Genomic DNA, 16,934 nt, shown 5'->3' with positions numbered 1-16,934 from the left:
CCGGCCGCTTCCGCCGCGTTCGGCGGTGGGGCCCGGACCGGTTTACGATCGTGGGCGATTTGTTGCTGTCCGGGGGTAAAGCGGTGAGGAGTGAGGGCCCGTGCTCCCCTCGGTGTCTTCGCGGTGCATGCGTGTCCACGGGGAACGGTGCGACGCTGGTGGTGGTTCCGTGGCCAGGTCGAATGGGTGCGTGACACCGGTCACTTTGCTCGGACAAAGCGGACACCATCTTTGTGCACGCGTTCACAAAGACATAGCCTGGCGTCGATGGGGCGGCCTCACGCCAACCGGCCGCCCGCAGCCCCGCTCTACCCGCAGGAGCACCGTGGCAACTGGCCGAACTCACCGACCGGCGACCCGAAGCCGAGGAATCCCCGAGGCCACCGTCGCCCGGCTACCGCTGTATCTGCGCGCCCTGACCGCGCTCTCCGAGCGCTCGGTGCCCACGGTGTCCTCCGAGGAACTCGCGACCGCCGCCGGGGTCAATTCGGCCAAGCTGCGCAAGGACTTCTCGTACCTCGGCTCGTACGGCACCCGGGGTGTCGGCTACGACGTGGAGTACCTCGTCTACCAGATCTCGCGGGAGCTCGGCCTCACCCAGGACTGGCCGGTCGTGATCGTCGGTATCGGTAATCTCGGCGCCGCGCTCGCCAACTACGGCGGTTTCGCCTCCCGTGGCTTCCGGGTCGCCGCGCTGATCGACGCCGATCCGGCGATGGCCGGAAAGCCGGTCGCGGGCATCGCGGTGCAGCACACCGACGAGCTGGAGAAGATCATCGACGACAACGGGGTGTCGATCGGTGTCATCGCGACCCCCGCCGGTGCCGCGCAGCAGGTCTGTGACCGCCTCGTCGCCGCCGGGATCACCTCGATCCTCAACTTCGCGCCGACCGTGCTGTCCGTTCCGGAGGGCGTGGACGTCCGCAAGGTCGACCTCTCCATCGAGCTTCAGATCCTCGCCTTCCACGAGCAGCGCAAGGCGGGCGAGGAGGCCACCCCGCCCGAGCGGGAGACGGCCGGGACCGGCGAGCCGGGTGTCGCGACGACGCCGAAGCCGACCGCCGCCGCCTCGCACCGCCCGGCCGCCGGTGGCGACGGCAATCGGCAGGGACCTGACGGGGACGTGCCCGCCGTGATGCCGGCATGAGCCTCCTCGTCGTCGGTATGAGTCACCGCAGCGCGCCCGTGAGCGTGCTGGAGCGCGCTGCCCTGGTGGGGGACGAGCAGGCGAAGCTGTTGCAGGACGCGCTCGCCGCCGAGCCCGCCACCGAGGCCGCGGTGCTGGCCACCTGCAACCGGATCGAGCTGTACGCCGATGTGGACAAGTTCCACGCCGGAGTGGCCGAACTGTCCACCCTGATCGCCCAGCACACCGGCGTCGGCCTGGACGAGCTGACCCCTTATCTCTATGTGCACTACGAGGACCGGGCCGTTCACCACCTCTTCTCGGTGGCCTGCGGGCTGGACTCGATGGTCGTCGGCGAGGGCCAGATCCTCGGCCAGATCAAGGACGCGCTCGCGCTCGGGCAGGAGCTGCACACCGCGGGCCGGATGCTGAACGACCTCTTCCAGCAGGCGCTGCGGGTCGGCAAGCGGGCGCACAGCGAGACCGGGATCGACAAGGCCGGGCAGTCGCTGGTGACCTTCGGCCTGGAGCAGCTGGCCGGGGACGCGCCGGTGCCGGAATGGGCGGCCGGGAAGCGCGCGCTGGTGATCGGCGCGGGGTCGATGTCCTCGCTGGCCGCGACGACCCTCGCGCGGGCCGGTGTGGCAGAACTGGTGATCGCCAACAGGACGTTGGAGCGGGCCCTGCGGCTCGCCGAGTCCCTGGCGGGCCAGCACGCCGGGCTGGGTGACGGCATCGCCGTCGCCGACCTCGCGGCCGACGCCGCGCGCGAGGCCGCCCCGGAGCGGCCCGGCCTGATCGCCCGTGCCGTGCCGCGCGACCGGGTCGCGAACGAACTGCCGCACGCCGACATCGTCGTCTCCTGTACGGGCGCGACCGGCCTGGTGCTGACCGAGGACGATCTGCGCACCGCGCTCACCCAGCGGGCGGGCTGTCCCACCGCCGGGCACACCGCCACCGTCTCGCTGCTGGATCTGGCGATGCCGCGCGACATAGACGCGGCGGCGCACCGGATCGAGGGGCTGCGGCTGGTCGACATCGAGTCCCTCGCCGAGGCGGCCGCCACCCCCGACGACGACTCGGGTTCCTCCGCGGTGGCGCTCGCCGCCGACGTCGACAAGGTCCGCGGAATCGTCTCCGCCGAGGTCGCCGCCTTCGGGGCGGCCCAGCGCGCCGCGCACATCACGCCGACCGTGGTCGCGCTGCGTACCATGGCGGCAGATGTCGTCGCGAGTGAGATCGCCCGGCTCGACGGTCGCCTGCCCGATCTGGACGACAAGCAGCGCTCGGAGATCACCCAGACGGTGCGCCGGGTCGTCGACAAGCTGCTGCACGCGCCCACCGTGCGGGTCAAGGAGCTGGCGAGCACTCCGGGCGGCGCGGGCTACGCGGACGCGCTGCGCGAGCTCTTCGACCTCGACCCCCAGGCGGTTGCCGCCGTCAGCCGGGCCGATACGGGCTCGGCCGCCGCGGCCGCCGCCGAACCGAACGACCCGAAGGGAGGCCGGGCATGACCACCGCCCCCGCCACCCCGCTGCGGCTGGGGACCCGCCGCAGCGCGCTCGCCAAGGCCCAGTCCGGCCTCATAGCCGACGCGGTGCGCGAGCTGACCGGCCGCCCCGTCGAGCTGGTCGAGATCACCACGTACGGGGATGTCTCGCGCGAGCAGCTGGCGCAGATCGGCGGCACCGGGGTCTTCGTCTCGGCGCTGCGCGAGGCGCTGCTGAGCGGCGAGATCGACTTCGCCGTCCACTCGCTGAAGGACCTGCCGACCGCCGAGCCGGAGGGCCTGACCCTGGCCGCGATCCCGCGGCGCGAGGACCCGCGCGACGCGCTCATCGCGCGCGACGGCCTCACCTTCGAACAGCTGCCGCCCGGCGCCCGGATAGGCACCGGATCGCCGCGCCGTGCCGCGCAGCTCAACGCGTGGGCGCGGTCGTTCGGGCTCGATGTCGAGACCGTGCCGATCCGCGGCAACGTCGGCACCCGGATCGGCTACGTCCGCTCCGGTGAACTGGACGCCGTGGTGCTCGCCGCCGCCGGGCTGATCCGCATCGGGCGGATCGGCGAGGCGACCGAGATCCTCGACGCCGACCATGTTTTGCCCGCCCCCGGCCAGGGGGCCCTGGCAGTCGAATGTGCCGCGGCCGACGCGGAGCTGACTGCCCTGCTCGCCGGCCTCGACGACCCGCACACGCGGGCCGCCGTGACCGCCGAGCGTTCCCTGCTCGCCGCCCTGGAGGCCGGCTGTAGCGCACCCGTGGGGGCGCTGGCCGACCTGCTGGGCGACGGTCAGGTTGTCACCGAAATGCGCCTGCGCGGCGTCGTCGGCACCACCGACGGCTCGACGCTGGTGCAGCTGTCCACCACCGGTCCCGTACCCGCGTCGCCCGACAAGGCCGCGGACCTCGGTCGCGAACTCGCCGCCGAGATGCTCGCCAAGGGTGCGGCCGGTCTTATGGGGGAGCGAGCACTTTGAACCCCAATGCCCCTAACCACCCCGGCTGCGGGCACGTCACCTTCCTCGGTGCGGGCCCCGGAGATCCGGGCCTACTGACGCTGCGGGCCGTGGAGGCACTCGCCGCCGCTGACGTGCTGATCGCCGACCCGCACGTGCTCGACGTGGTACGTACGCACGTCAGGCCGGGCGTGGCCGCGGAAGCTCAGGGCACGCCAGGGCAGGCGGGCTCTGACGTGTCGTCAGGCGCCGCCGAGGTCCCGGTACTCCGGGACAGCACCAATCTTGTCATGGCGGCCGCGCGCGGCGGCAAGCGGGTCGTCCGTGCCGTCGCGGGCGACCCCGGCCTCGACGGGAACGCCGCCGACGAGATGCTCGCGTGCGCCGCCGAGGGCGTCGTCTTCGAGGTGGTCCCCGGTGTCGCGTCCGCGGTGGGCGTGCCCGCCTACGCGGGTGTGCCGCTGCGGGACTCCCAGGGCGCCGATGTGCGCTTCGTGGACGCCCGCAGCGCCGACGAGCGCTGCTGGAGCGAGGTCGGCTCGTCCGACGCGACGGCCGTCGTCTCCGCCACCCTGGAGACGGTCGCGGCCGCCGCTGGCGAGCTGGTGTCCGCGGGCCGCAAGCCGGACACCCCGCTGACGGTCACCGTCGCGGGCACCACCACCCGCCAGCGCACCTGGACCGCGACGCTCGGCAGCATCGCGCAGGTGCTGAAGTCCGCGAAGGTGCTGCCGTCGCCGCAGGGCTCGCAGCCCGTGATAGCGGTCGTCGGCGAGAGCGTCGCGGCCGAGCGGCGCGATCAGCTGTCCTGGTTCGAGTCCAAGCCGCTGTTCGGCTGGAAGGTCCTGGTGCCGCGCACCAAGGAGCAGGCCGCCTCGCTCTCGGACCAGCTGCGTTCGTACGGCGCGGTGCCCAGTGAGGTGCCGACGATCGCCGTCGAGCCGCCGCGCACCCCGCAGCAGATGGAGCGCGCGGTCAAGGGCCTGGTCACCGGGCGCTACGAGTGGATCGCCTTCACCTCGGTCAACGCGGTCAAGGCGGTGCGCGAGAAGTTCGAGGAGTACGGGCTCGACGCCCGCGCCTTCGCCGGGATCAAGGTCGCGGCGGTGGGCGAGCAGACCGCCAAGTCGCTGATCGACTTCGGTGTGAAGCCGGACCTGGTGCCCAGCGGTGAGCAGTCCGCGGCCGGGCTGCTGGAGGACTGGCCGCCGTACGACCCGGTCTTCGACCCGATCGACCGGGTGTTCCTGCCGCGCGCCGACATCGCCACCGAGACCCTGGTCGCCGGGCTGATCGAGCTGGGCTGGGAGGTCGACGACGTCACGGCGTACCGCACCGTGCGCGCCTCGCCGCCCCCGGCCGAGACCCGTGAGGCCATCAAGGGCGGCGGGTTCGACGCGGTGCTCTTCACCTCGTCGTCCACCGTGCGGAACCTCGTCGGCATCGCGGGCAAGCCGCACAACGTCACTGTCATCGCCTGTATCGGCCCGGCCACCGCGAAGACCGCGGAGGAGCACGGCCTGCGGGTGGACGTGCTGTCGCCCGAGCCCTCGGTGCTCAAGCTGGCCGAGGCGCTCGCGGACTTCGGCGCGGCGCGGCGTCAGGCCGCGGTCGAGGCCGGGGACCCGGTCACGCGCCCGAGCGAGCGACGGCCCGGATCGCGAAGGAGGGCACGCTCTTGAGCACCACGTACGGCGGCTTCCCCGGAGCGCGGCCGCGCCGGCTGCGCACCACCCCGGCGATGCGCCGCATGGTCGCCGAGACCCGGCTGCACCCGGCCGAGCTGATCCTGCCCGCGTTCGTGCGGGAGGACGTCAGCGAGCCGGTGCCGCTCCAGTCGATGCCGGGCGTCCTCCAGCACACCCGGGACAGCCTGCGGAAGGCCGCGGCCGACGCGGTCGCGGCGGGCATCGGCGGGATCATGCTGTTCGGTGTGCCGGAGGAGTCCAAGAAGGACGCCGTCGGCACCCCCGGCACCGACCCCGACGGCATCCTCCAGCAGGCCATCCGCGACGTGCGCGCCGAGGTCGGCGACGACCTCGTGATCATGTCCGACCTGTGCCTGGACGAGCACACCGACCACGGCCACTGCGGCGTCCTGGACGCCGAGGGCCGGATCGACAACGACGCCACCCTGGAGCGCTACGCCGAGATGGCCCGCGTCCAGGCCGACGCGGGCGCCCACACGGTCGGCCCGAGCGGCATGATGGACGGCCAGGTCGGCGTCATCCGCGAGGCGTTGGACGGCGCCGGGCACCAGGACGTGTCGATCCTCGCCTACACCGCCAAGTACGCCTCCGCGTTCTACGGCCCGTTCCGCGAGGCGGTCGGCTCGTCCCTCAAGGGCGACCGCAAGACCTACCAGCAGGACGCGCCCAACGCCCGCGAGGCGCTGCGCGAGCTGGAACTCGACCTGGCCGAGGGCGCCGACATGGTCATGGTCAAGCCCGCCCTCCCGTACCTGGACATCCTGCACCGCATCGCCGAGGCGACGGACGTGCCGGTGGCCGCGTACCAGATCTCGGGCGAGTACGCGATGGTCGAGGCGGCCGCCGCCAACGGCTGGATCGACCGCGACCGCGCCATCATGGAGACCCTGACCTCCATCCGCCGCGCGGGCGCGGGGATGATCCTCACCTACTGGGCCACGGAGGCCGCGCAGCGGCTGAACCGCGGCGAGTAGTTCGTCCGAGCCGCCGATGGCCCCCACCGCTATGGTGGGGGCCATCGCTGCGTATACGTCGTGGGGGAGGACGGTTGTGGCTGAGGATCCGCCGAAGAAGAACCCCGGATGCTTGGCCGTGCTCCTCACCAGCCGCAGGGAAATCATCCTGCAACTCCGGGACGAGAAGCCCGACATCTGGTGGCCGGGGCACTGGTCCCTCCCGGGAGGCGGACGGGAACCGGGTGAGGCTCCGATCGACACCATCCTCCGCGAGATCAAGGAGGAGACCGGCATCGTGCCGGACACGATCGAGGAGGCCGCGGTGACCCCGTACGACCCCCTCAAGACTCCGCCACACGTGTTCCTGGGCACCTGGGACGGCGAGGAGGGCGAACTCGTCCTCGGTGAAGGCCAAGCGCTACGGCTGGTTCCGCTTGACCGCTTGCCTGAGCCCATGCCGCCCCACATCCGGCACTACATCCTTCAGCTCACCTCGGCCGTGAAGCCCGCGCTTCCTTACCCTGGCGTCAGCGCAGGGCCTGCATGACGCGGTTGCACAGCGTCTCATCTGCGATCGTCTCGGCATCGCGCCAAGCCGCGGCGGTGACCTCTTCGGTCTGGAGTTCGCCGACATCGGCCGCGGTGCGGAAGAGGAACCGGAAGTCGATGTGCTGGTGCTCGGGTTCGCCCTTGGCGTCGTTCGCAGGAATGGGGTGCACGTTGATGTGCAATGGGCTCGTCCCGGCCGGGACGACAACGGAGGCAGGAATGCCGGTCTCCTCCGTCAGCTCACGCTGTGCCGCGTCGATGAGCCGAACGTCGTCGGCCTCGAGGTGCCCGCCGGGCAGCAGCCAGCGGTCGAGTGCCAGATGCCGGATGTGCAGCACGCGGCCGGCGGGGTCGGCGAGGATCGCCCCGGCCGTGGCGTGCCCCCGGAACTCCTTGCGTGAGGTGAGGTCGGCCCCGGCATTCAGGAGGTCGAGAAGGGGTGCGAGCCGCTCCTTCTCGCCTGGGTGGTTCTTGAGGTAGTCGTCGACGGTCTCACGGATGTGTTCGGCCGTGATGGGCACGGGCGGTCTCCTATCGGTTGAAGTAGTCGAGCCATGTCCCTGCGATTGCGGCACGATCGGTCGGGCCGAGCTCATGCATACCGGGCGCCAGCTCACCGCGGGCGAGCATGGTGGAAGCGACCAGGATCTCGGCCTGTACGAGGAAGATGAACGGTCCCACGCTGGCTCCGTGCAGGAAGTTGACGGCGTTGCCCCCGTTGAGCAGGTAGAAGTAGTGTCCGGTGGTCAGGTACCGGGTGACGTTCTCGCCGATGTGGGCGCGCTCGTACACGTCCGGCAATCCGCCGAGCTCGAGCTCGTCCTCGCTACTGGTCACGGTCGCCACGTACGCCCCGTTCCGCAGCCGGGGGAAGTCCTCACCGCGCAGTGAGAGCGAGCCGGTCGCACACAGTACGAGACCAGCTTCCCCAAGGCCGCTCATCCGGTCGCGGGCCACGGAGAAGCCCTGGGAGAGCGCCTGTGTGCGGCGCACGGGGTCGATGTCGTAGACAGTCACCCGTACGCCCTTGGCGTGCAGCAGACGGGCGATGCTCGAACCGAGCTTTCCGAAGCCGATCACCAGGGCCGTACGACCATGCAGGATGTCGCCGCGGCTGCGCATGAGCGCCTCGGTCGAAAACACAACCGACTGCCCGACGAGGAAGTCTTCCGGATCCTTCAGGGGCGAGCGGGCCACGGACACGACCGGGCAGGGAAGCTTCTCCAGATCGGAGTAACGCCTGTGCCCGTTCTCGGTGTCCTCGACCACGCCCAGGATGCGGCCCGAGAAGCGGTCGCACAGTGCGTCGAGGGCTGTAGTGAAGTACCCGCCGACATCGAGCAGGACGACCGGGCGGTTGGCCGCACGCGTCTCGACGTAGCGCACAGAGCGGTCGACGTCGGCGAACATCTCACGGGACAGCCTGTCGCAGGTGTGCCCGTCGGCCTCGACCTGGCGTAGCGCCTCGATTCGTACGGACTTCGGCTTGGGCAGTACGGCACGCAGATCGGTCACGCTCGCCACGGCCCGCACGAACGCCGGACGCTCGGGAAGAAGGTGTGTGATCAGGAACGACGCCGGACGCTCGACTGGAGCGAAGCGCGCGGTGACACGTCCGAAGTAGGCGTCAAGATGAGCACGTTCGAAGGATTCCATTCCTGCCTCTGCTCCCGGCACCGGTTTGTCGTGCTGAGCCGATCTGCGCTTGCTCCAGGGCCCAACGCAGCCTGTCAGGAGCTGTGAGCCTTTCGTCCTGGGGCAGCTCGCACCATCCGCCGAACCACTCGCCGCACTGGTACGGATTCGGGGCGACGAGCCATGAGCCCTTTGACAGCAGCCGTACCGGAGAGTCGGCCCACCCGCCCCGGCTGCTGGTCGGAACGGCGAAGTAGAGGTGCTCGCCCGGCCGGTCGTAGAGCACCGGGCCGATCCGTTCCCCGGCTTCTCTGAGCCGTGCGAGCGCGAGGAATCCGGCGTCGGCGGGCACCCGCGCGACATCCCACTCCTGGCCGATCGCGAGCAGGTGCAAGCCGGGTACGACATCCTTGATGAGCGGAGCGGCGCGCAGCGCCTCGCGCAGGCACATCACGTGCCCCCTCTCTGTTGGACGATGCGACCGGCATCGACGAGGCGCATGCCACCGAGCCTCAGTTCGGTGGAGCGGACCACGATGAGGTGTCGCTCTGTGATGTCTTCCATGGCTTGAGCATCGCGCCGAACCAACGGCCTCGGAATGACTGGCCGTTGTACTTCTGTTGCACTTCCGGGCCACAGCCATCACGGAGCGTGCTTCCATAACGTGACAAGAGGGAGGTAGTCCGTGACCAGCGTGCCGCTGTGGACCGGCCGCGAAGCGAGTGCTCTGCGCGCTGCGCTCCGGATGAGTACGCGTGCATTCGCTGAGCACCTGGGAGTCGCGCTGCGCACGGTGGCGAAGTGGGAGAAGCTCGGCGCGGGCACCGTTCCGAGGCCGGATACGCAGGCCATCCTCGACACTGCGCTCGCGCATGCTGACTCGCTGGCGCACGGGCGTTTCGACGTGCTGCTCTCGGGGTCCACGGACGCCCGAGAGGGGAGGACCGCGGTTTGGCCAGCGGATTACGAGACGTGGACGGAGGACATCGACCGAGCCGTCGTGTGTCTCAATCGTCAGAACTTCTCGTTCGCGTACACCCTGCTGAATCGGTGGATCGGAGGTCACGACCCACGCTCTTTCGACGACAAGGGCCGGTATCTCTACGGTCGGTCGCTGGTCCTCCTGGGCGACCTCCAACGCGACCAGGGCGCGATCCTCGGCCCGCTCTCGGCGCACCACTCGTACAACACCGCGCGCAGCCTGTTCGCTGAGCTCGACGTTCCGCGTCGCGTCGCGCAGATTGAGCTGTCGCTTGCTGTGGTCGACGAGATGACGGGGAAGCTCGATGTCTCCGCCCGGCAGTACGAGCGGCTCGCCACCGACGAGCGCCTGAGTGGGCGCGACCGTGCCCGAGCCCGTCTGTGGGTGGGTACGGCCCTCAGCAAGGGCGGGAGCAATGACTACGCGGTCAAGGTGATGACGGCCACGACTTACGATTTCGAGGACTTGGTGGAGCCCGAGGATTGGGCGGTCGCGCATCAGAAGATCGCACTTGCCTACCGCGGAGCGGGTGACCTCACTCAAGCACTCCAGTACATCGACATCGCGCGTTCTTCCGCTACGGTCGACTCTCCCATGCAGCGCGTGCGGCTGGACACCGCGCACGGGCACATCCTTCTGTCCGACCCTGCCACCCGGGATGATGGGTTTTCCGTCCTCGACGGCGCGGCGCAGGTGGCGATGCAGTACGGGCTGAGACACCAGCTACGCAGCATCGAGGGCATCCGGCGGTCGTGCGACGGCCCGTCGGCCGCACTGTCGAGGTAAGTGGCCAGCGCGGATGATTCAGGGAGTGTCAGTGCCGGACCGAGAGCAGCGCGTGATCACTGATGCGCAGTGGGACGACGCCAAGCTGATTTGGGACTTTCACCAGATGGGGCACGAGGCGCGCCCCTGCTCGGCGGCGATCTGCCTCGGCAGCCACGATCTCGGAGCCGCGACGTTCGCGGCCAGGCAATACCACGCCGGTCTGTTTCCCGTGCTTGTGTTCAGCGGTGGCAACAGTCCGACCACGGCGCCCCTCTACCCCCGTGGCGAGGCCGTGCACTTCCGTGAACAGGCACTCGGCCTCGGTGTACCCGCTGACGCGATCCTTCTTGAGCCCAACGCTGGAAACACCGGCCAGAACATCACGTTCTCGCGTGAGGTGCTGCGCAAGGCAGGCGTCGAGGTCGACTCGGTGATGCTGATCGCCATGCCGTACATGGAGCGGCGCGCGTACGCGACGTGCCGCAAAGTGTGGCCCGAGGCCGAGGTCGTGTGTGCCTCCGATCCACTGGACTTCGCCGATTACGTCAAGACCATCGGCGACGAGAAGCTGGTCATCGACACGATGGTCGGCGACTTGCAGCGAGTGATCGAGTATCCGAAATCGGGCTTCGCCATCGAGCAGGAAGTACCGGGCGATGTCCTTGCCGCCTACGAGCGACTCCTTCGTTCGGGATGCGACAGCCGACTTCTCACAACCTGACCCTGTGCCCCACACGCCTGGGTTCGATCATTGAGGGCCGAAAGCCAATACCAAATGCAGGCACTCCCTGCTCGGCAAGGTATGCCGTCACTTGGCCGGGCTGCGGGCTTGACCTGTTCGAAGTAGTCGGCGGCGACCGTGTCATGCGACTTCCGGACAGCGGCCAGGTGGCCGAGAAGCCCTCCCCAACGGCGTAGGTCTGGTCGTCGGGGCATCGCCGAGTTGAGACCAAGAGGCGGCGCGGCGACGTGGGAAGTCCGTGCCCTGGCCGCGGAGTGCCCTCCAGTCGTAGGGGGCAGTTCGCCGTCCCGCACCCTACGACCCGAGAGAATGCGCAGGTAGTGATAGGCGCCACATGGCTGAGATTCCGTGAATGTGGCAACGGTCAGGGCTGCGTCATATGGCGTAGACGATTTACTCAAGCCTGAGCCGAACGCGATGCCGCCCCTTCCGAAACCCCGTCCCAGCAGCGGTTGTTCGCGCAGGTTTTTGCGGCTAAGCCCAGTGAACCCCTAAAGGTGAGGTAAGCAACTACCCGTCACCGTGCGTTTTGCGGCCAGAGTTGATGCCGCAGTGGTCACCGGCGGACCGGTGTTGTGCGCGGGACCCGATATGCTCGTCTCAACATCTTCTCTCGCGGCGTAATCCGTCGGTCGGTTGACCCGATCGGGGCCGATCGGCTCCGCTATCGAGAGGAGGTGTTGCGTATGGAGAACCCGCCGGATGGCGGGGAGCGGAAAGACCCGGAGATCGTCAAGAAGGTGATCGGTTGGCTGACGCTTCAGGCACTGAGTGCCTGGCTGCGTCATCTGATCGACAGCTCCCTTTAGACGTCTAAGGCCCCCTGCTGCAACAGAGGGCCTTCCGGGAGCCCGCTCCCAGACGCTGGCCCTGTGCCTCCGCCAACGGCGTCATGAACCGTGGAGATACAGGGCCTCTTCCATAACCGATACACGCGGACCGCGGTCCCAACCGTGCGGCCAACGACGTCTAACGTCGCGCATTTCCGCTTGAGCATCTACCAGTTCTGCCGCTAAAAGACACGGCAGTCCAGGTCGAGCCCCGGGAAGCCGACGATGTGTCCCGGCTGTGGCATTCGGATGGTACCTCTAAACTGGTCCTGTCGACGAGAGAGAGCACACGGATGGCACGGGGCTTGGCCAACTTCAGCTCCACCGAGCTGCGAGCCCACCGAATGAACCTCTACGCGCGTCCGAACATGGTGTCGATGACTGCCGAGCAGCTCGCTGAAGCTGTCGGCGCGACGAAAGCACAGATCCTCGCCTATGAGAACGGGCATCGAGTGCCAGACCCTCCGCGCGTGCGAACTCTCGCTCGGGCTTTGGGGATCCATCCTTGGCAGCTCATGAACCTCGATGAGCGTGACACGTGGACGCTCGCCGATTTCCGCCGCGCATCCGGGCTGCGAGCCCAGGACGTCGTAGCCCGCCTTGGAATCTCACCCAAGAACTACCGCCGATTTGAGACCGAGGGCATCGTGCCGAGCCGCCGTCCTCAGTTCATCGACGAGGTCGCCGCGGCCATGAGCATGCCCCGTCAGATGGTCGTCATGGCCATCGACCGGACGCCGGCCGTGCAACGTCGCCAGGCCCGTGCTTTCGAGCTGGTCGTGGCCATGGCCGAGCGCTACGTGCCCAAGCCCGGGCCATGGGTGGGGCCAGCACTCAATGACCCGAATCTGATCGAACTGGCGGCCGCGTACGGCCGACCCGTCCAGCGGATACGCCGCGTCCTGATATACGAACTGGGCGAACTCCGACAGAGTCAAGTACGCGCCCGGCGCGAGCGTGTCATCGCGGACTACGACACCGACCTCAGTCGCCAGGCCGGTGCTCGGCATGCGCTGAACCGCTGGCATGAAGTCTTCGAAAGAGAGCTGTTCCGGCTTCCCGGGCGCCTGGAGTCATTCCACCGCACTGCTCAGCCCTCGGATGTCTGGCAACTCCTGGTCGACCTCTTGAACGTCGATGCCCTCGGACCCTCCGATGCTGGCACGTGGGCGGTCACCACCCTGCTGAGCACGGAGCCCCAGGTGCTGCCCCCCTATCTGGTCGAGCAAGGCAGTGTCGAAGATGTCCAGGTGTGCCGTCTCTCTACCCCGGGCGCCAACCACGTGCTCACCTACGCTGGCCTGTACGCGGCGTTGTACCCCGGGGCTCGTAGGCCAATCCGCCCGAGTAACCGCGTCAGGTCCCGCGGTGGCGCTAGCCCGGAGACGTTCACGCTCCCCAATCGGATCGAGCGACTGACGGTGCCTCACCCGGTCCTGGAAACCATGCGGATTGTGTCGGCGAGGGCCAAGACCACCCTGCCGGTCGGGCTGAGTCCCACCTATGAGCTCACGGTGGGAGTGAACTCCCTGTCTGCCGCACCCAGAGGTTTCCTTTCGCCCATCGACGACCCGGAGTGAAGCTTACCGACGTGCGCCAGCCGGAGCAGCCGGGACCTACTCGTGCGCTGCGAAAACGGCCACAACCCGCCCGCTCAGTGGTCGTCCCGGCGCTGCGGGGCGAGCTTCGCCCAGGCGGCGAACGCCGCCGCCACGGCCAGCAGGCCGAGGCCGATCCAGAGGTTGATGCGGATGCCGTCGGCCTTGGCGAGTTCGGCGGGGCCGTCAGTGAGGCCGAGGACGGTGAGGACGGCGCCGTACAGGCCGAGGAGTGCGGCGATGAGCCAGCGGACGTCGAAGGTCTTTCCCGGGGTCATGGGGCTCTCTCCGTTCATACGGCTACGACCAGCCAGACGCTCAGGGCCGCCGTCAGGGCCAGGATGATGCAGCCGAGGACGACCGGGGACTTCCACCAGGGCTGGCGTACGGATGCCTCGTGGGCGTCGGGGGAGTCGGGGTCGGGGAGGCCGTGGACGAGGCCGCGGAGTTCGGATTCCGGCTTCGGCTTCGTGACGAAGGTGACCGCGACCGTGACGACGGCGTCGACGACGAAGGCGAAGAGGGCGCCGTAGAAGTTGGCCATCTGGGCGTTGATGGTGTCGTGCGGGCCGACCTCGCCGCCGGGGTAGAACCAGCCGATGTGGTAGGCGGAGAGGTGGGCGACGGCGGCCGCGGCGGTGCCGGAGAGCATGCCCCAGAAGCCCGCCCACGGGGTGACCCGCTTCCAGAACATCGCCAGCAGGAAGGTCGCGAACAGCGGGGAGTTGAAGAAGGAGAAGAGGAGCTGGATGTAGTTCTGGATGTTGTCGTACTCGGAGGCGACGAACGCCGCCGCGACGCTCACCGCGATGCCCGCGACCGTGGCGTAGCGCCCGGCCCTGAGGTAGTAGCGGTCGTCGCGGCCGCGGACCACGTACGGCTTCCAGATGTCGTACGTGAACACGGTGTTGAAGCCGGATATGTTGGCCGCCATGCCCGCCATGAAGGCGGCGAGCAGGCCGGTGAGGGCGATGCCGAGCACCCCGGTCGGCAGGAAGCGCTGCATCATCTCCGGGATGACGTCGTTGTACGTGGGCCCGCCCGGCTGGCCGAGCCTGGGGATGATGACCAGGGCGATCATGCCGGGGACCACGGTGAACAGCGGCAGCGCCATCTTGGGGAAGGCCGCGATGAGCGGGGTGCGGCGGGCGGCGTTGAGGTCCTTGGCGGCCAGCGAGCGCTGTACCTCGGCGAAGTTGGTGGTCCAGTAGCCGAAGGCGAGGACGAAGCCCTCGCCCATGGCGAGGCCGATCCAGTCGCCGAGCGGGTTGGTCCAGTGGCCGGGGGTGGTGCCCTGCCAGGTGTGCAGCAGGGCGGGGTCCTGGACGGCGTCCTTGAGGCCGCCGAAGCCGCCGACGGTGTGCAGCCCGATGACCACGATCGGGATCAGCCCGGCGAGGATGACGAAGAACTGGAGCACCTCGCCGTAGATCGCGCCCGCCAGGCCGCCCAGGGTGATGTACGCGAGGACGAAGACCGCGGACAGCACGATGGACAGCCACAGCGGCCAGCCGATCAGCAGCTTGACGATCAGCGCGAGGGCGAAGAGGTTGACGCCCGCCAGCAGCATCTGCGCGACGGCGAAGACGACGCTGTTGAGCAGGTGGGTCTGGTTGTTGAAGCGGCGGCGCAGATATTCGGAGACGCTGTGCACCCGCGTCGAGTAGTAGAACGGCATCATCACGACGCCGAGGAAGACCATCGCGGGGATCGCGCCGAGCCAGTAGAAGTGCACCGCGGCGGCCCCGTACTGGGCGCCGTTGGCCGCGCCGCCGATGATCTCCAGGGCGCCGAGGTTGGCGGATATGAAGGCCAGGCCGGTGATCCAGGCGGGCATGGAGCGCCCGGCGAGGAAGAAGTCGCCGCTGGTGTGGACGGCGCGCTTGGTGGTCAGGCCGATGGCGATGATCGCGCCGAAGTAGACGGCGAGGAGGAACCAGTCGACGGCCCCGAGGTTCAGGGTGCCGGTCATGTCCGGGTCTCCCCCGGATCGGGAGTGGAGCCGATGACGAGGTCGGCGGCCTCGCGGCCCGGGGCGACGCGGCGGGCGTTGGCCTCGTCCGTGGTGAGGACCCAGCGTTCGGCCTCGGCGCGCTCCTTGCCGAACCGCTCGTGGCGGTCGATCAGCCGCCGTACCCGCTCCTCGGAGTCCAGCTCGACCCACCAGGTCTCGTCCAGCAGGTCGCGGACCGGGCGCCAGGGCGCGTCGTCCAGCAGCAGGTAGTTGCCCTCGGTGATGACGAGCGGGACCTCGGGGGCCACCGGGATGGAGCCCGCGATGGGCTGCTCCAGCTCGCGTTCGAAGCCCGGCGCGTACACCGGCTCGCCGGGGCGCGGGTCCTTCAGGCGCCGCAGCAGCGCGGTGTAGCCGTACGGGTCGAAGGTCTCCGGGGCGCCCTTGCGGCCCAGCAGGCCGAGGCGGCGCAGCTCGGTGTCGGCGAGGTGGAAGCCGTCCATCGGGACCAGGACCGCGCGCTCGGGGCCGAGCGCGCCGACCAGGTACTCGGCGAGGGTGGTCTTTCCGGCCCCGGGCGGTCCGGCGATGCCGAGCAGCCGGCGGTGGCCGGAGTCGGCCAGGCGCCGGGCGCGCTCGAGGAGTTGCTGGGGAGTCATGGCGGGTCTTTCGGGGAGTCCGGGTGGGTGCTTCAGGCCACGGTGTGGGCGTGGGCGGCCTTGATCTGGCCGGCGATGTACGAGCGGGCGTGGGCGGCGAGGTCCGGGCCGTCCGCCCACAGGTTCCGCCAGACGGCGAGGTCGTGGGAGAGGCCGGGGGCGACGACCGCCGACGAGAAGCTCTCGAAGGTGACCGGGCCCTGGTAGCCGATGTCGGCGAGGGCGTGGAAGAAGGCGGGGAAGTCGATGGTGCCGGAGCCGAGGTAGCCGCGGTGGGACTCGCCGATGTGGACGTAGCCGAGGCGGTCGCCGCAGGCGCGGACCGGGCGGGAGAAGTCCTGCTCCTCGATGTTCATGTGGTACGTGTCCAGGTGGACCACGACGTTGCCCGCGCCGATCTCGTCGATCAGGTCCAGGCACTGGCGGGCGGTGTTGACGACGTTGCTCTCGTACCGGTTGACCACCTCCAGGCCGAGCGTCACCCCGAGGCCGTCCGCCTCGGCGGCCAGCCCGCGCAGCGCCCGGACGGCGTGCTCGCGCCCGCGGGCGGTGGTGGGGCGGCCGTACTTGCCGAGCGCGCTGTAGAGCACCCCGCCGAAGTAGTCGCCGCCGAGGTCGTGGGTGATGCGCAGGGCCTGGCGCAGCAGCGCCTCGCCGCGGGCCGCGGTCTCCGGGTCGTCGGAGGAGACGTCGGAGTCGAAGGAGAGGCCGCGGGAGCAGGCCACGCGCAGGCCGTGGTCGGCGAGGACCCGGCGGGTGTCCTTCACGTCCACCAGATCCGGGTCGTGGAGGGAGATCTCGACCAGGTCGTATCCGGCCTCGCGGCTGCGGGCCGCGGCGGTCCGGGCGCCCTCGGGCGTCCAGTCGCCGGTCCACACCAGGGCGTGCACTCCGAGGTCGTTCATCGAGGTCCCTTCGCTTGCTTCGGTGCGTGATGCCTGCCTGATGCTACGCATCTTTTGCGTGAA

General features: G+C 69.4%; 17 protein-coding genes. 10 read left to right on the top strand and 7 right to left on the bottom strand.

Annotated elements, in window-relative coordinates:
* Positions 1-325 precede the first annotated feature (325 nt).
* The 6 genes from ACH4TL_RS38905 (at position 326) to ACH4TL_RS38880 (ending at position 6,796) form a co-directional block, all read left to right on the top strand.
* Positions 326-1,147: a redox-sensing transcriptional repressor Rex gene (locus ACH4TL_RS38905; RefSeq protein ID WP_398325430.1), complete on the top strand. Its 822-nt coding sequence runs from the start codon at positions 326-328 to the stop codon at positions 1,145-1,147.
* Entirely contained in the window at positions 1,144-2,640 is a 1,497-nt protein-coding gene (locus ACH4TL_RS38900) for a glutamyl-tRNA reductase (protein WP_398325427.1), read from the top strand. The genes ACH4TL_RS38905 and ACH4TL_RS38900 overlap by 4 nt, the downstream gene beginning before the upstream one ends.
* Entirely contained in the window at positions 2,637-3,605 is a 969-nt protein-coding gene (gene hemC, locus ACH4TL_RS38895; RefSeq protein ID WP_398325424.1) for a hydroxymethylbilane synthase, read from the top strand. The genes ACH4TL_RS38900 and hemC overlap by 4 nt, the downstream gene beginning before the upstream one ends.
* Positions 3,602-5,266 (top strand): uroporphyrinogen-III synthase, encoded by a 1,665-nt coding sequence (locus ACH4TL_RS38890; protein ID WP_398325421.1) that lies wholly within the window; start codon positions 3,602-3,604, stop codon positions 5,264-5,266. Before hemC ends, ACH4TL_RS38890 begins: the two co-directional genes overlap by 4 nt.
* On the top strand, positions 5,263-6,267 hold the full coding sequence (hemB, locus tag ACH4TL_RS38885; protein ID WP_398325418.1) for a porphobilinogen synthase: 1,005 nt from the start codon (positions 5,263-5,265) through the stop codon (positions 6,265-6,267). The genes ACH4TL_RS38890 and hemB overlap by 4 nt, the downstream gene beginning before the upstream one ends.
* Before the next feature lie 76 nt (positions 6,268-6,343).
* A complete protein-coding gene (locus ACH4TL_RS38880) occupies positions 6,344-6,796 on the top strand; it encodes an NUDIX domain-containing protein (protein WP_398325415.1) in 453 nt (150 codons plus the stop codon).
* Here ACH4TL_RS38880 and ACH4TL_RS38875 read toward each other — a convergent pair.
* Genes ACH4TL_RS38875 through ACH4TL_RS38865 form a run of 3 tightly spaced genes read right to left on the bottom strand, consistent with a single transcriptional unit; the run spans position 6,777 to position 8,884 of the window.
* A complete protein-coding gene (locus tag ACH4TL_RS38875; RefSeq protein WP_398325412.1) occupies positions 6,777-7,319 on the bottom strand; it encodes an NUDIX hydrolase in 543 nt (180 codons plus the stop codon). The genes ACH4TL_RS38880 and ACH4TL_RS38875 overlap by 20 nt on opposite strands.
* Positions 7,320-7,329: 10 nt before the next feature.
* Positions 7,330-8,454 (bottom strand): adenosylhomocysteinase, encoded by a 1,125-nt coding sequence (locus ACH4TL_RS38870; RefSeq protein ID WP_398325409.1) that lies wholly within the window; start codon positions 8,452-8,454, stop codon positions 7,330-7,332.
* Positions 8,426-8,884: a hypothetical protein gene (locus ACH4TL_RS38865; protein WP_398325406.1), complete on the bottom strand. Its 459-nt coding sequence runs from the start codon at positions 8,882-8,884 to the stop codon at positions 8,426-8,428. The genes ACH4TL_RS38870 and ACH4TL_RS38865 overlap by 29 nt, the downstream gene beginning before the upstream one ends.
* A 234-nt stretch (positions 8,885-9,118) precedes the next feature.
* Here ACH4TL_RS38865 and ACH4TL_RS38860 point away from each other — a divergent pair, with 234 nt between their 5' ends.
* From ACH4TL_RS38860 to ACH4TL_RS38845, 4 genes are all read left to right on the top strand, one after another.
* Positions 9,119-10,201 (top strand): helix-turn-helix domain-containing protein, encoded by a 1,083-nt coding sequence (locus ACH4TL_RS38860; RefSeq protein WP_398325403.1) that lies wholly within the window; start codon positions 9,119-9,121, stop codon positions 10,199-10,201.
* Positions 10,202-10,214: 13 nt separating this feature from the next.
* The gene (locus ACH4TL_RS38855) at positions 10,215-10,904 is read left to right on the top strand and encodes a YdcF family protein (protein WP_398325400.1); all 690 of its coding nucleotides are present in this window, start codon (positions 10,215-10,217) and stop codon (positions 10,902-10,904) included.
* 707 nt (positions 10,905-11,611) lie between these two features.
* Entirely contained in the window at positions 11,612-11,734 is a 123-nt protein-coding gene (locus tag ACH4TL_RS38850) for a hypothetical protein (RefSeq protein WP_398325397.1), read from the top strand.
* A gap of 314 nt (positions 11,735-12,048) precedes the next feature.
* The gene (locus ACH4TL_RS38845) at positions 12,049-13,335 is read left to right on the top strand and encodes a helix-turn-helix domain-containing protein (protein ID WP_398325394.1); all 1,287 of its coding nucleotides are present in this window, start codon (positions 12,049-12,051) and stop codon (positions 13,333-13,335) included.
* A gap of 74 nt (positions 13,336-13,409) precedes the next feature.
* Here ACH4TL_RS38845 and ACH4TL_RS38840 read toward each other — a convergent pair whose 3' ends face one another.
* The 4 genes from ACH4TL_RS38840 to ACH4TL_RS38825 are packed head-to-tail and all read right to left on the bottom strand — an operon-like array spanning position 13,410 to position 16,871.
* Positions 13,410-13,631: a hypothetical protein gene (locus ACH4TL_RS38840; RefSeq protein ID WP_398325391.1), complete on the bottom strand. Its 222-nt coding sequence runs from the start codon at positions 13,629-13,631 to the stop codon at positions 13,410-13,412.
* Positions 13,632-13,645: 14 nt separating this feature from the next.
* Positions 13,646-15,325: a sodium:solute symporter family protein gene (locus ACH4TL_RS38835; protein ID WP_398325388.1), complete on the bottom strand. Its 1,680-nt coding sequence runs from the start codon at positions 15,323-15,325 to the stop codon at positions 13,646-13,648.
* Positions 15,322-15,966: a nucleoside/nucleotide kinase family protein gene (locus tag ACH4TL_RS38830; RefSeq protein WP_398325385.1), complete on the bottom strand. Its 645-nt coding sequence runs from the start codon at positions 15,964-15,966 to the stop codon at positions 15,322-15,324. Before ACH4TL_RS38830 ends, ACH4TL_RS38835 begins: the two co-directional genes overlap by 4 nt.
* 32 nt (positions 15,967-15,998) lie before the next feature.
* Positions 15,999-16,871, bottom strand: a complete 873-nt coding sequence (locus ACH4TL_RS38825) for a sugar phosphate isomerase/epimerase family protein (protein ID WP_398325382.1) — start codon at positions 16,869-16,871, stop codon at positions 15,999-16,001.
* Between the last annotated feature and the right edge of the window lie 63 nt (positions 16,872-16,934).

Origin of the sequence: Streptomyces sp. NPDC021115 (assembly GCF_044333065.1) — a bacterium.
Taxonomy (GTDB): Bacteria; Actinomycetota; Actinomycetes; order Streptomycetales; family Streptomycetaceae; genus Streptomyces.
The sequence above is the reverse complement of the archived record's forward strand: the minus strand, read 5'-3'. Positions and strand labels throughout refer to the sequence as shown.